Origin of the sequence: Streptomyces violaceoruber (genome assembly GCF_033406955.1) — a bacterium.
Classification (GTDB): domain Bacteria; phylum Actinomycetota; class Actinomycetes; order Streptomycetales; family Streptomycetaceae; genus Streptomyces; species Streptomyces violaceoruber.
In genome coordinates this window covers 5,346,929-5,359,891 of record NZ_CP137734.1, presented here as the reverse complement: position 1 = coordinate 5,359,891, position 12,963 = coordinate 5,346,929, and the positions used below count along the sequence as shown (strand labels likewise).

General features: G+C 72.9%; 15 protein-coding genes. 8 read left to right on the top strand and 7 right to left on the bottom strand.

What is annotated here, in order from left to right:
• Nucleotides 1-23: 23 nt before the first annotated feature.
• Nucleotides 24-896: an LLM class F420-dependent oxidoreductase gene (locus tag R2E43_RS23950; protein ID WP_003975951.1), complete on the top strand. Its 873-nt coding sequence runs from the start codon at nucleotides 24-26 to the stop codon at nucleotides 894-896.
• 256 nt (nucleotides 897-1,152) lie between these two features.
• Here R2E43_RS23950 and R2E43_RS23945 read toward each other — a convergent pair whose 3' ends face one another.
• From R2E43_RS23945 to R2E43_RS23930, 4 genes are all read right to left on the bottom strand, one after another.
• Nucleotides 1,153-2,010, bottom strand: a complete 858-nt coding sequence (locus tag R2E43_RS23945) for a fumarylacetoacetate hydrolase family protein (protein WP_003975950.1) — start codon at nucleotides 2,008-2,010, stop codon at nucleotides 1,153-1,155.
• 167 nt (nucleotides 2,011-2,177) lie between these two features.
• A complete protein-coding gene (locus R2E43_RS23940) occupies nucleotides 2,178-2,891 on the bottom strand; it encodes a YidC/Oxa1 family membrane protein insertase (protein ID WP_003975949.1) in 714 nt (237 codons plus the stop codon).
• Nucleotides 2,892-3,004: 113 nt separating this feature from the next.
• Nucleotides 3,005-3,316, bottom strand: coding sequence for a DUF6412 domain-containing protein (locus R2E43_RS23935; protein ID WP_030866423.1), 312 nt, complete (start codon nucleotides 3,314-3,316; stop codon nucleotides 3,005-3,007).
• An 81-nt stretch (nucleotides 3,317-3,397) separates the two neighbouring features.
• Nucleotides 3,398-3,943 (bottom strand): winged helix-turn-helix transcriptional regulator, encoded by a 546-nt coding sequence (locus tag R2E43_RS23930; protein ID WP_161270489.1) that lies wholly within the window; start codon nucleotides 3,941-3,943, stop codon nucleotides 3,398-3,400.
• A gap of 112 nt (nucleotides 3,944-4,055) precedes the next feature.
• Here R2E43_RS23930 and R2E43_RS23925 point away from each other — a divergent pair, with 112 nt between their 5' ends.
• The 3 genes from R2E43_RS23925 (at nucleotide 4,056) to R2E43_RS23915 (ending at nucleotide 7,260) form a co-directional block, all read left to right on the top strand.
• On the top strand, nucleotides 4,056-5,489 hold the full coding sequence (locus R2E43_RS23925; RefSeq protein WP_011028622.1) for an MFS transporter: 1,434 nt from the start codon (nucleotides 4,056-4,058) through the stop codon (nucleotides 5,487-5,489).
• A gap of 190 nt (nucleotides 5,490-5,679) precedes the next feature.
• Nucleotides 5,680-6,696, top strand: coding sequence for an SEC-C domain-containing protein (locus R2E43_RS23920; protein WP_016326323.1), 1,017 nt, complete (start codon nucleotides 5,680-5,682; stop codon nucleotides 6,694-6,696).
• Nucleotides 6,697-6,801: 105 nt separating this feature from the next.
• Nucleotides 6,802-7,260, top strand: coding sequence for an SRPBCC family protein (locus R2E43_RS23915; protein WP_003975944.1), 459 nt, complete (start codon nucleotides 6,802-6,804; stop codon nucleotides 7,258-7,260).
• Nucleotides 7,261-7,380: 120 nt separating this feature from the next.
• Here R2E43_RS23915 and R2E43_RS23910 read toward each other — a convergent pair whose 3' ends face one another.
• From R2E43_RS23910 to arr, 3 genes are all read right to left on the bottom strand, one after another.
• Nucleotides 7,381-7,998 carry an HAAS signaling domain-containing protein gene (locus R2E43_RS23910; RefSeq protein ID WP_193484909.1) on the bottom strand — a complete coding sequence of 206 codons (618 nt, stop codon included), beginning with the start codon at nucleotides 7,996-7,998 and terminating at the stop codon, nucleotides 7,381-7,383.
• The gene (locus tag R2E43_RS23905) at nucleotides 7,995-8,372 is read right to left on the bottom strand and encodes a PadR family transcriptional regulator (RefSeq protein WP_003975942.1); all 378 of its coding nucleotides are present in this window, start codon (nucleotides 8,370-8,372) and stop codon (nucleotides 7,995-7,997) included. Before R2E43_RS23905 ends, R2E43_RS23910 begins: the two co-directional genes overlap by 4 nt.
• 187 nt (nucleotides 8,373-8,559) lie before the next feature.
• A complete protein-coding gene (gene arr / locus R2E43_RS23900; RefSeq protein ID WP_003975941.1) occupies nucleotides 8,560-8,970 on the bottom strand; it encodes an NAD(+)--rifampin ADP-ribosyltransferase in 411 nt (136 codons plus the stop codon).
• 281 nt (nucleotides 8,971-9,251) lie between these two features.
• Between arr and R2E43_RS23895 the strand changes: the two genes are divergently transcribed.
• The 4 genes from R2E43_RS23895 to R2E43_RS23880 all read left to right on the top strand — a co-directional run bounded on the left by R2E43_RS23895 (nucleotide 9,252) and on the right by R2E43_RS23880 (nucleotide 12,958).
• Nucleotides 9,252-9,920 carry a hypothetical protein gene (locus tag R2E43_RS23895; protein WP_234308241.1) on the top strand — a complete coding sequence of 223 codons (669 nt, stop codon included), beginning with the start codon at nucleotides 9,252-9,254 and terminating at the stop codon, nucleotides 9,918-9,920.
• A gap of 280 nt (nucleotides 9,921-10,200) precedes the next feature.
• Nucleotides 10,201-10,635 carry a very short patch repair endonuclease gene (locus R2E43_RS23890; RefSeq protein ID WP_258876709.1) on the top strand — a complete coding sequence of 145 codons (435 nt, stop codon included), beginning with the start codon at nucleotides 10,201-10,203 and terminating at the stop codon, nucleotides 10,633-10,635.
• Between the two features lie 5 nt (nucleotides 10,636-10,640).
• Nucleotides 10,641-11,636 carry a DNA cytosine methyltransferase gene (locus R2E43_RS23885; RefSeq protein ID WP_093456228.1) on the top strand — a complete coding sequence of 332 codons (996 nt, stop codon included), beginning with the start codon at nucleotides 10,641-10,643 and terminating at the stop codon, nucleotides 11,634-11,636.
• Between the two features lie 11 nt (nucleotides 11,637-11,647).
• Nucleotides 11,648-12,958 carry a DNA cytosine methyltransferase gene (locus R2E43_RS23880; RefSeq protein ID WP_093456229.1) on the top strand — a complete coding sequence of 437 codons (1,311 nt, stop codon included), beginning with the start codon at nucleotides 11,648-11,650 and terminating at the stop codon, nucleotides 12,956-12,958.
• The last annotated feature ends 5 nt before the right edge of the window (nucleotides 12,959-12,963 follow it).

Here is a 12,963-nt window from a genome sequence, read left to right as displayed (position 1 = left end):
GCCCACCGGAGGGATCGCAAGCGATGAACGAGGCGACGGCTTCCCTGAAGGAATCGGTCGGACGGTACGGCGTCTGGAGCGTCCAGCTGCGCGCGGAGGACCCGGAGGGCGCGGCGGAACGCGCCGAGGCCGCCGCCGAGCTGGAGCGGCTCGGCTACGGCGCCCTGTGGCTCGGCGGCAACAGCGCCGCCCGGCACGCCGCCCCGCTGATCCGGGCGACGGAGCGGATCGTGGTCGGCACCAGCATCCAGAGCATCTGGGAGCACAAGCCGTCCGAGGCGGCGGCGGGCTTCGCCGAGCTGGAGGTCTCCCACCCGGGCCGCTTCGTGCTCGGCCTCGGGGTCAGCCACGGCCCGCGCGTGGAGGGGTACCGCCGCCCGTACTCGACGATGGTCGGCTACCTGGACGAGCTGGACCGGGCCGGGATGCGCTCCGGGCACCGGGTGCTGGCGGCGCTCGGCCCGAAGATGCTGGACCTGTCCCGGGACCGGGCGGCGGGCGCGATCCCGTACCTGGTCACCCCGGAGCACACCGCGCAGGCCCGCGAGCGGCTCGGCGAGGGCCCGCTGCTGGCCCCGGAGTTCAAGGTCGTCCTCGACGCGGACCCGTCCCGCGCCCGTGCGACGGCCCGCGCCTACCTCGCCATGTACCTGAAGCTGCCGAACTACACGAAGAACTTCCTGAACCTCGGCTTCACGGACGACGACGTGACCGGCGGCGGCAGCGACCGCCTCATCGACGCCGTGTTCGCCTGGGGCGACGAGGCCACGATCCGCGCCCGCATCGACGCCTTCCACGCCGCGGGCGCCGATCACGTGGCCCTCCAGCTGGTGACGGACGACATGGCCCGCCTCCCGCGGGAGGGCTGGCGCCGGCTCGCCGCGCTCCTGGCGTGACGGCGGGCACGGGGTGAACGCGCCCACGCCGGCCGCGGGGTGAGATCCCCGCGACCGGCGTGGTGTGCGTCCGGGCCGCGCCGCCGCTACTTGGTTCCGTACGGGGAGCCGGAGCCGGTGCGGGACCGGTGCCGTAGTCGTAACCGCCGTCGTGCCCGTCGTCACCCCCGTGATCGCCCTGATCGCCGTCGTCGCCGTGGCTGCCGTGGCCGCCGTCGTCGCACGGGCAGGCCACCCGCGCCGACGGACCCTGCGCTCAGGCCTCCTTGAGTTCCTGCCGCTGCCGCCCCAGTCCCTCGATCTCCAGCTCCACCACGTCCCCCGCCCGCAGGTAGGGCTTCGGCTCGGGCTGCCCCATCGCCACCCCCGCCGGCGTCCCGGTGTTGATGACGTCACCGGGACGCAGCACCATGAACCGGCTCAGGTACCGGACGACCTCCCCCACGGGGAAGATCTGCTCCGCGGTCGTCCCGTCCTGCTTCAGTTCGCCGTTCACCCACAGCCGCAGCGGCAGCCGCTGCGGGTCGGGCACCTCGTCGGCGGTCACCAGCCACGGGCCCAGCGGGTTGAACGTCTCGCAGTTCTTGCCCTTGTCCCAGGTGCCGCCGCGCTCGATCTGGAACTCCCGCTCGGACACGTCGTGCGCGACCGCGTACCCCGCGACACACGCGAGCCCCTCCTCCGCCGACTCCAGGTAGCGGGCCGTACGCCCGATGACGACCGCCAGCTCCACCTCCCAGTCGGTCTTGGTGGACCCGCGCGGCACGAGCACCGTGTCGTGCGGCCCGACCACCGTGTCCGGCGCCTTGAAGAAGACGACCGGTTCGGCGGGCGGCTCGGCGCCGGTCTCGCGGGCGTGGTCGTGGTAGTTCAGCCCGATGCACACGATCTTGCCGATGCGTCCCACCGGCGGCCCGACGCGCAGCCCGGTGCCGTCCAGGACGGGCAGCTCACCGGCCTCGGCGGCGGACCGTATCCGGCCGAGCGCGTCCTCGTCGGCGAGCAGCTCGCCGTCGATGTCCGTCACGACGCCCGACAGGTCTCGCAGGGTCCCGTCGGCGTCGAGCAGCGCGGGCCGCTCCGACCCCGCCGTACCGACTCGCAACAGCTTCATGATCCCCAACTCCTCGCTCGCGGGCAGCCCGCCCGACGCCGCGCGACCTGGGTGCGGCAGCAACGCGACAGCCGTCGGAGGACTGGTCGATCCTCCAAGGCCCCGTTCCACTCCGCAATACCCCGTTCACGTACTGGACCGTAGGCACGCACCGGACCGGCCCGTGTTCAGCGGTACAGCACGGCCCGCTCGACGGCGCTCCACGTCGTGCTGGTGACGACGTAGAGCGCGGCGGCCAGCGGCACCACGGCCACGGTGACCAGCGTGAAGAAGGACATGAACGGCATGACCCGGGTGAGCGCGCCGACCCCCGGCACGGCTCCGGCGTCACCGGCGGGCAGCACCGGCCGGTCGGCCATCGTCCGCCTGGTGAGCCGGTAGCTGAAGGTGGCGACCCCGGCGACGACCGCGAACAGCGCCACGTACACGAGTCCGGCCCCGCCGAGGAGCCCGCCGTCCCCGAACGCGTCGGCCCACCGCCCGCCGAGCGGGGCGGCCAGGAGCTGGTGGGAGAGGAGCCCGTTGGCCTCGCCGCCGATCGTCGAGCTGGAGAAGAGGTGGTAGAGCAAGAAGAAGGCGGGGATCTGGCACAGGCTGGGCAGGCACCCCGACAGCGGGGACACCTTCTCCTCCGCGTGCAGTTCGAGCACGGCCCGCTGGAGCTTCTCGGGGTTCTTCGCGTGCTTGCGGCGCAGTTCGGCGATGCGTGGCTGGAGTCGGGTGCGCGCCTTCTGGCCGCGGGCGGCGGCCCGGGAGAGCGGGTGTACGAGGAGCCGCACGAGGGCGGTGAACAGGATGATGGCGGCGGCCGCGGCGGAGGCGCCGAACAGCGGCTGGAGCAGGTCGGCGAGGTGCTCGACCAGGCTGGCGAAAACGGACATGGGTGGGTGAGCCCTCCGAGGGTCTCGTCGTGCCGGGCAAGGGGATTGCGGCATGACGACACGCCCCGCGCGGGGGTGGCTTCCGGTACTTCGGGTGAAGCGTGAAGCGTGCCCTACGCGGCGGTCGCCGGGAGGGCGTGTCCGGGCGCTCGGGGCCGGCGGCGGCCGGGGGCGTCGGGATCGCGCTGGGGCAGGAAGGCCGTACGCAGGTCCCGGTCCCTGATGGCCGTGCGCACCCGGGTGCGCGGTACGGCGGGCGCGCAGCGTGCGGCGATGACGGCGCACACGGCGAGCGCGGAACCGACCGCGGCGGTCGCGGCGAGGGCGACGGTGGCGGAGAGGCTGCCGACGTCGACGAGCGCGACGGGCAGCAGGACCAGCAGCAGGACGAGGAGGGGGCGCGGAACGGACCGTTCTCGGGTCATCGGCTGCTCCCCCCTCTCGTACACGCGTTTGCCCCAGTTATACAGGACGGCCTGCGCGGGACGGCGTCATGCGGGACGGCGTCATGCGGGACCCCGCTGCTCGGTCTCGATCGGCTGGAGCAGCCGCCGGGGACCGAGCAGTGCCCGGCTGACCGGGTCCGCCGGGTCGGCGGCGAGTCCGGGGCCCGGCCGCATGTCGATGTCGCGCACGGCGACGAGGGTGCCGCAGGTGGCGCAGGTGCCGTGGGGACTGAGCTCGGTGCCGCAGTCGGCGTGCCAGAAGGTGCGCATCGGCTCGCCGCCGAGCTGCTCGCGCCCCCAGATGCCGAGCGCGCGCAGGGCGGGCCACAGGGCGATGCCGCGTTCGGTCAGGACGTACTCGTCCCGGGTCGGCGACTCCTGGTACCTGCGCTTCTCCAGGATTCCCTCGGCGGTGAGCGCCTGGAGGCGGTTGGCCAGGACGGCGCGCGGGATGCCGAGGTGGACGAGGAAGTCGTTGTAGCGCCGGACGCCGTAGAGCGCGTCGCGGATCACCAGCAGCGTCCACCGCTCGCCGACGACCTCCAGTGCGCGGGCGATCGAGCACTCCTGCGTCGCGTAGTCCTTGCCCAGTGCCATGCCGTCCACTGTAGCCACTTTCCGCTCCTCGGTTCATTCACCGAACCAGCGGTGCTAGGTTGGGCCGCCCGACTCAGTTCATTGACCGAACCAACGGACCAAGCCAGAGCGGACGGCAGCCATGACCGAGACCGGCACGGACTCCCCGACGACCCCGACCGCCCCGCCCACCGGGACCCCGGCGACCACGGCCGCCGCCGCTCCCCCGCCGGACCGGGCCTTGCCGCCCCCGCACCCGGGCCGCACCCTCGCGCTGACCAGCGCCGCGACCGCCGTGGCCCTGATGGCGTTCACCGCGCCGATGGTCACGCTCCCCGAGACGGCCGCCGACCTGCACACCTCGCTGTCCGCCCAGGCCTGGCTGCTGAACGGCACCCCGCTGGGCCTCGCCGCCCTGCTCCTGGTGGCCGGCAGCCTGGCCGACGACTACGGGCGCCGCCGGCTCTTCGTCTCCGGCACGCTGGCCCTCGGCGTCACCACCGTCCTGGGCGCCTTCGCGTCCACGACCTGGCTGTTCACGCTGGCCCGCGTCGCCCAGGGCGCGGCGAGCGCGGCCCTGCTGGCCAGCAGCCTCGGCCTGCTCGTCCACGCCTTCCCCACTCCGGCCGGGCGGCTGCGCGCGACCGGCGTGTGGGGTGCCTTCGTGAGCGGCGGGATAGCCGTGGGCCCGGTACTCGTCGGGGCGATCCCCGACTGGCGGGTCGCGCACGGCGTCCTCGGCGCCGCCGCGCTGGTGGTGGCGGGGCTCGGCGCGCGGGCCCTGTCGGAGTCGCGCTCGCCGCGGGAGGGCCGGCCGGACTTCGCCGGGGCGCTGACGTTCGGACCGGCGCTGGTCGCGCTGGTGGCGGCGCTGACGCTGGGCCGGGACGGGTGGCTGCGGGCGCCGGTGGGCCTGCTGCTGGCGGCGGCCGTGCTTCTCGGCGCCCTGTTCGTCGTACTGGAGCGCCGTGCGGCCACCCCCATGATCGACCTGTCGCTGCTGCGCCGCCCGCTCTTCCTGGCGTCCTCCGCGGGCGGACTGTTCACCGGCCTGTCGGTGATCGGCCTCTTCAGTTTCCTGCCGACGGTGCTCCAGCGGGCGCTCGGCCTGTCCCCGCTGGACACGGCCCTGCTCTCGCTGCTCTGGGCCGGTCTCGCCTTCGCGGTGGCGCTCCAGGTCCGCCGCATCGCCCACCGCGTCTCTCCCCGCCACCAACTGGTCGTCGGTTTCGCCCTGCACGCGGTCGGCGTCCTGACCATGCTCGGCGCGGTCGGCGCGGGCTCCTGGGCCCGGCTGCTGCCCGGCCTGGTCGTGGCGGGCGTCGGCAGCGGCCTGCTGAACGCCGCGCTGCCGCTGCTCGCGGTGGAGTCGGTACCGGCGGCCCGCGCGGCGATGGGCTCGGGCGCGCAGCAGACGTTCCGCTACATCGGCTCGTGCGCCGGGGTCGCCCTGACCATCGCGATCGCGACGTCGGCGGGCAGCCCGGGGGCGGGCACGGACGTGGCGCTGTGGGTGTCGGCGGGGTTGGCGGTGGCGGCAGGGGTGCTGGTGGCGACGCTGCGGGAGCGGCACTGACCGGCGACGCGGGCCACGACGCGAGCACCGCGCGAGCACCGGGCCGGCACCAGGTCGGCACCGGCGTCGCCCCGCGGGGCGCCCGGCAGGGCCCGGCGGGCCTCGGCGGGCCTCGGCGGGGCCGTTCCCCCCGTCCTCCGGCCCCCCGCGTGGCTGACCCTGGTCACCTCACGGCAGTACGGTGTCCCCCATGCGCCCCGACACGCCCGCCGAAAACGTCGACCACGCCGCCGAGGCGGCCCGCCTGGAACGCACCGCCGGCCTCTACCCCGAGGACGCCGAGGCCCTGCTCCTGCGCGCCGCCGCCCACCTGGAACTGTCCGGCGACCGCCCCGCCGCGACGAAGCTCTACGACCGCCTGCTGTCCTCCGAGACGTCCGTCCCGCTGGACAACCCGTCCCTGGTCCGCGCCCTGAAGGCGTCGAACCTCTGGGAGTACGACCACGAGGCGGAGGCCCGGGCGATCATCGACGGCGTGCGGGCGGCGTCGCCGCGCGACCCGGCCCCCTGGGTGATCGCGGCCGAGGCCCTGGAGTCCCACGACGAGCTGGAGGCGGCGCACGAGACGTTCACGGAGGGCGCCCGCCTGCTCCTCACCGACGTACCGGAGCCCCCGTACTCCACCCACCCTCTCCTCTACGGCCGCCACCGCGTCCGCCGCATGCTGGGCCTGGCCCACGACGCGTGGGACACCCTGGCCGACACCCTGCACTCGATGCCGGTCTCGCTGGACGAGCTGCACGACCCGAAGCGCGTCTGGTCCCTGGGCTCGGACAATCCGGCGGACCTGGAGGCGGAGATCCTCCGCCTGCGCGCCGAGCTGGGCGCCTACCGCGAGGCCTTGTCCCGCCCCTTCCCGGTGGCCATGCTGCACTGGCCGGCCGCCGAGCTGACGGAACTGATCGAGGCGTATCCGGCCCTCGCCTCCGAGTACCCGTCCTACGAGGAGCACCTGGCGTCGATAGAGGCGGCCCTGCGCGAACTGGCCTCCTCCGGCACCCCGAACCTGGGCGTGGTCCCGGGCACGGTCCCCTCCTACGAGGCCTTCGCGGCGTCGGAGGGCGCGTCCCCGGCCGACCCGGTCCTGCTCCCGCAGTACGCGACGACACTGGCGGCCCGGGGACTCGCGGTGGCGTGGCCGCCGCAGCGCGGGGCGGATTGCTGGTGCGGGTCGGGGCGGGCGTACGGGGAGTGTCACGGCCGGTAGGAAAGCGGCGCGGGGGCCGATGAGTTCCGGCGCCGCCGGTCGTCTACAGGTGCGAGAGCCTCGCCGGCAGCGGGCGAGGCGCCGCCACCGAGGAGACACGACGACATGAGCACCGACCAGACGCCCACCGCGGCGGGCAGCGGCTTCTCCTACACCCTCACCCGCACCCTGGACGCCCCCGCGGCCCGGGTCTGGCAGGCGTGGACCACCCCCGACCAGTACGCCCAGTGGGCCTACGCCGTCCCCGGCTCCGTGGAGATGGACGTCCGCCCCGGCGGCACCTGGAAGGCCACGATGCGCACGCCGGACGGCACGGAGTTCCCCCTGACCGGCTCCTACATCGAGGTCGCCGAGCACCGCGCCCTGACCATCGGCATGGACGTCCCGGGCCGCCCGGACCCGGCGACGATGACCGTGGAACTCGCGGAGGAGGGCCCCCGCAACACCGTGATCACCCTGCGCCAGACCTGCGACACGGCGGAGGAGCGGGACGGCGCGGAGCAGGGCAGCGGGATGCTGCTGGACGGTCTGACGGGGTTTTTGGCAGGTGGAAAGCAGGGCTGAGGCATCTTCTGTCCGCTCGGCCCCCTGCCGGAACGCCCACGTCGCAAGGCGTGAACGTGTACCGGTGATGTGTTCACGCCTCGCTCATCTGCACGGCCCGCACCGCCGCGACGGCCGCGTTCAACCGCGACGGCTGCGCCAGAGCCACGCCGACGTGCCGGCCACGACGGCGAGCACCACCAGGTTGGCCACGAGGGCCGGGGTGTCGCCCGCCGGGGCGACGGTGGTCTCCCGCCAGACGATCCCGGCGACGGCCGGCGCGACGACGCTCAGCACCACGCCGACGATCTTCCGGACCGGCGTCCAGTGCACCGAGGTGCACAGCAGCACTCCACCGGCGATGCGGATCAGGCCGCTGCACAGCGCCAGACCGGGAACGTCGGGGAGGAGAGTCGTGAAGAGGTACGGCACGGACAGCATCAGCAACGGCACCAGCGGATGCACCCTGCCCCGCCGCACGGACACGCCCGCGCCACCGGCTACCGCTGCCCCGGCACCACCACTGCCCGCCTCGGCCAGCGCCGTCGCCGCGATCGTACGGGGGTCCCCCAGCCCGGCCAGGATCTCGCCCGTCGCGACGTCCGGGCGTTCGGCGCGCGTCACGTCGATGTGCTCGGCGAGGTCGGCGAGGAGCTCCTGGCGCCGGTCGGCGGGGAGTGCGGAGGCCTCGCGCTCGACGGCGGCGAGGTAGTCGCGCACCGGGTCGGCGGGGGTCGTGGGGGCCGTGGGGGTCTTCATGCGAGGTCTCCGGCGGAGGGGTGCGGGGTGGTGGCCAGGAACGCGTCGACGGCGTCGCGGAAGCCGGGCCAGACGTGGGTGAACTCGTCCAGCGCGGCCCGGCCGGTGGCGGTGAGCGCGTAGTAGCGGCGGGGCGGGCCGGAGGCGGACTCCTGCCAGGTGGTGGTGACCAGGTCCTCGCGGCGGAGCCGGGAGAGCAGCGGGTAGACGGTGCCCTGACTGGTGGCCAGGGCCCCGGACTCCTCCAGCGCGTGCAGGAGCTCCACGCCGTAACGGGGACGGTCCCGCATCAGGGCGAGCACGCAGTACTCCAGCACGCCCTTGCGCAGCTGGGCGGCTGCGCGGGCCTGCTTGGTCGGATCACCGGGTTCCATGCAAAGCAAGATACCAGGCAGAACAAGCCCTGAAGCTGTGGGGGCCTGGGGACCCGAGAGCTCGGGGACCCGGGGACCCGACGGCCCGAGGGCTCGGGGGCCTGGGGACCCGACGGCCCGACGGCCCGACGGCCCGGCGGCCCGGGGACCCGGGGACTCTGCGCCTGTGAACGCCGGGGTGGCCGGGTCAGTTGATGATCTCGGCGCGCCCCTCCAGACGCATCGCATCCAGCCGCTCCCGCCACGCCTGGAGGGCTTCGGGCGTCTGCCGCGTCCAGTCGACGACTTCGCCGACGACCCGGAGCGGCTCGGTGCTCCGATAGGAGCGGGTGGGATTGCCGGGGAACTTCTTGTCGGTCACGTTCGGGTCGTTCTCGAACTCCCCGGTCGGTTCGACGGCGTACACCCGCGGCTCCCCGTCTCCGGCGGCAAGCTCGGCGGCGAGCCCCGCGCCGTCGCGCAACGCGGTGAAGTAGATGTGGTTCATCAGGATCTCGGGCCGGTAGTTCGAAGGGAAACCGGCGGTGAGGTGGTCCCCGACCCGCAGGTCGGCCTTCGTACCGTGGAAGAACGGCCCCTCGTCCAACACCTCGTCCATTGCGGCAGATTACCAACCCGGACCGTCGTGCCGCCGGGACAGCCCGGACGCAGCGCGCGCATCCCGGTCGTCGGCGCCCGCGAGGCCGCGCGGTGATGCCCGACTTCGCTGTCGGCGAGGGCCTGCAACGGATCACCGTGGTTGCGGCCCTGCGCCAGGAGCACGGTGGAATGCCCTCTTGTCTGCCCCCGCGCATCTTGCGCCACAACGGCGGGGCGGCATGGTGAATGAACTCATGCCCGAGCCGTCCGAGGGGGGACACCTTGCACCAGCACGAGCGCATGGACAGGGAATCGACCGGAGGGACACCCACCCGGCTACCGCGGCCGTCCGCCCCGGCCGGCCCTGCCGGTGACCTGCCGCGGGGAGCGGCCGGTCCCCTGGGCCCGTCGGCGGTGACCGTCCTCCAGCGCGCGGCGGGCAACGCCGCGACAACGCGCGCGGTGGCGGCCGGCTCCGGCCGCAGGCCACCCGGCGCGGACCTGACCGTCCAGCGCGCCGAGAACGACGACGCCGGCGGGGGCGCTTCGGGCGGCACGGCGGAGGCGAAGAGCATCGCCGAGGGAGAAGTCAAAAGCGTCGGCCCGGGCGGCACGATCACCTATCCCTCGGTCACCAGCTGCCTGGCCATCACCGTCTACCTCCGGGACGGCGGAAAGGTCGGCGGTCACGCCAGCCTGTTCAAAGCCTCCGGTGGCATGTACTCGGACCAGATCCTGCCCGAGATAAAGGCACAGGTCGGCAAGAGCAGGGTGGAGAGGATCGACGTCAGCGGCGCCATCTCGTCGTGGAACCCCGCGTACTTGAAGACCGCCATCGAGAATTCCAACCCTGCCCCCGAGCAGAAGAACGACCCGGACGGCATCCGCAACGTCGTGTCCGGCATCCTGGGCCGACAGGCGAAGAAGGTCTCCGTACAGGAAACCCGTGACGGCACGCTGACCAGGTAGAGGGCGAGAGACTGCCGACCTCGGCCCACCGCTGCGCACGGCCTTGGGCATCCTCCGGGTCCTCTGGGCGACCACTCGCCGACTCACCTGCTCGTCGCCCTCGCCCTGGCGGTGGCCGCGCTTGCGGGAGCGTTGACCACACGGTACGGACGGCTGGCTCTGTCGTCTCTACGAGGTGGGGAGAGAGGACGGTCGTCCTTCTGACCGTCCTGGTGCTCCTGTCTACTGCGAGCAATGATCGATGTACTCCTCGTACAAGGATGGCCGGCACAATGGCAGCGTGCCCCAGCCGGTCCCCTCCTCCGCCTCCGTGTCCGCGCGCATGAGCCGTCAGGGTTCCCGCGACACGGCCCCGGAGATCGCGGTGCGGCGGCTGCTCCACGCCTCGGGCCTTCGCTACCGCGTGAACGTGCCGGTACCGGGCATGGCCCGCCGCACGATCGACATCGTCTTCCCCAGGACCAAGGTCGCGATCTTCCTCGACGGCTGCTTCTGGCACGGCTGCCCGCAGCACGCCACGCAGCCGAAGTCGAACGCCGAGTGGTGGCGGGCCAAGCTCGACAAGAACATGTCCCGCGACACCGAGACGACCGGGCACTTGCAGGACCAAGGGTGGACGGTTCTCCGGTTCTGGGAGCACGAGAGTCCGGAAGAGGTGGCCGCCCAGGTGCGGGCGGCCTTGGACCGGCGCCTGGCGGACCAGGCGGGAAGGTGAAAGACGTGGGGGAACTGACCTTCGTGGACGTGTGCTCCGGGGCCGGCGGGCTCGCTCTCGGCCTGGAGCAAGCCGGGTTCGAGCCTCGTCTGCTCCTGGACGACGACGATGACGCCGTCACGACGCTGCGGGCCAACAGGCCACAGTGGAACGTAATCCGTACCGACCTGCTCGACTTCGACCCGGCCGAGCACCCCGAGAGCTACGACGTGGACCTCCTCTCGGCCGGCCTGCCGCGGGTGAAGTCGAGTGCGACTGTCGGGCGGCCCGAATCGGGTTCGGAGGAGCGCCTGTTGGAGGCCACGGTCCTCCTGGCCCACGCCGTGAGGCCACGAGCGGTGATCATCGAGAACGTTCCCGACCTCGCCCACTCGGACAGGTACCAACGCTTCCGTGACTTCGCGCGTGCCGAACTGGCCCACCTGGGCTACGAATTCAGTTGGTTCGTCGTGAACGCCGTCGACTTCGGGGTGCCGCAGAACCGCAAACAGGGTCTCCTCGTGGCCGTCGAACGGCGTTGGGCCGGGAGCTTTCAGCCACCGGCACGTACGGCGTCGGAGCCGTGGACGGTAGGCGCCGCCCTGACGCAGTCGATGGCAGCACGCGGTTGGCCGGACGCCGCCCGGTGGGCCGCACAGGCCGACCAGCCGGCTCCGACGCTGGTTGGAGGCTCGAAGAACCGAGGTGGCGCCGACCTCGGGCCGACCGGAGCCAAACGGAAGTGGGCGACCATGGGCGTCAACGCCCACACGGTTGGCAACGAGGTCCCCGGCCCCGACTTCGTGTGGGACCCACAGCTCGGCAGGGACCACATGGTGAAAATCACAGTGGAGCAGGCGGCACTCCTCCAGGGGTTCCCCGGGTCGTGGGAGGTCACGGGCCTGAAGACCGCCCGCTACCGCCAAATCGGACACGCGACGCCGCCGCCCGTCGGCCGGGCGCTGGGGCGGGCTGTCGCCGAAGCTCTGCACGCGGAGCCGGCGACCCCCGCTGCCGGCTAGACTTCCGCCACATGACCAGCACGTCACCTCACCAGTCCATCCTCGACAAGCCCTTTGTCCTGGACCTCTTCGCAGGGCCAGGTGGGTTGGACGTCGCTGGTCACCGGCTGGGTATCCCGAGTCTCGGGATCGAGTGGGACAAGAGCGCCTGTCTGACGCGCTACGCGGCTGGCCTGGACACCCTCCACGCGGACGTGGGCGCGGTCCGCAGGGAGTCTTTCGAATCCCTCCCGCCGGAGATCAACGTGCTCGCCGGCGGGCCTCCTTGCCAGACTTACTCGGTGGCCGGCAAGGGCGCGGGACGGGAGGCGCTGGACGAGGTCAAGGAGTTCATCGCGCGACTCATGGCGGGCGAGCCCGACGAGGAGATCGACAAGGATCTGGAGAACCTCAGCGACCCGCGCACCGCCTTGGTGCTCGAACCCCTCCGGTACGCGATCCAGGCGACCAGGAGCCCGAACCGGGGACACCGGCCGTACGACGTCATCGTCCTGGAGCAGGTCCCCGCCGTGCGGGCGCTCTGGAACCGTTACGCCGAGGTGCTGCAGGAGATCGGCCTCCCTGACGGCACGAAGTACAAGGTCGTCGTCGACGTCCTGCGCACCGAGACCTACGGCGTGCCGCAGACCCGGTCCCGTGCCGTGCTCATCGCCCGTCGTGAGGGACTCGGTGAGCCTTTCCTTCCCGACGCCACCCACCGCGCCTACGAGGCACGGGCATGGAATCGCAGGAATCTCGGCGCCGCGGCGCCGACGATTCAGCCGACCCTCTACGACCCGGAGGTCCCCGAACCGGGAGAGGGCCCTACGGAGAACGACAGCCTGGAGCACTGGACGTCGATGGGCGACGCCCTCGCCGAGCCGGTCGGCACGCACCCGGGGCGCAGGACGCCCTTCTTGATCCGGTCGAACTACGGCAGTTCCGGCATCCCGGGACGACGCGGAGTACGGACCGACCGACAGCCCGCCACCACGGTCACCGGTCGCATCTCGCGCTTCGTTGTCTTCGAACCCGTCGGCGACCACCACCAACACGTCGTGTGTGAGGGCCCGAGGTTCAGCATGAACGAGGCGGGGATGCTGCAGAGCTTCCCACCGGACTACCCGTGGTCCGGCAAGGCCCAGGCCCAGCAGGTGGGCAACGCCGTACCGCCGCTCTTCGGGGCGCACCTCCTGAGCGCCGCGCTCGGCCTTCCCGCGCCGACTCCGGCGACGATGCGGAAGCCGTGGGTGCCGGCCACCGAGGAGCGGCGGGCCAAGCTGCGGAGCCACGGCTGCGGAACGGCGGACGACTGCACCGCCCGTTGCCCGCGTCCCGAGTAGCTCGG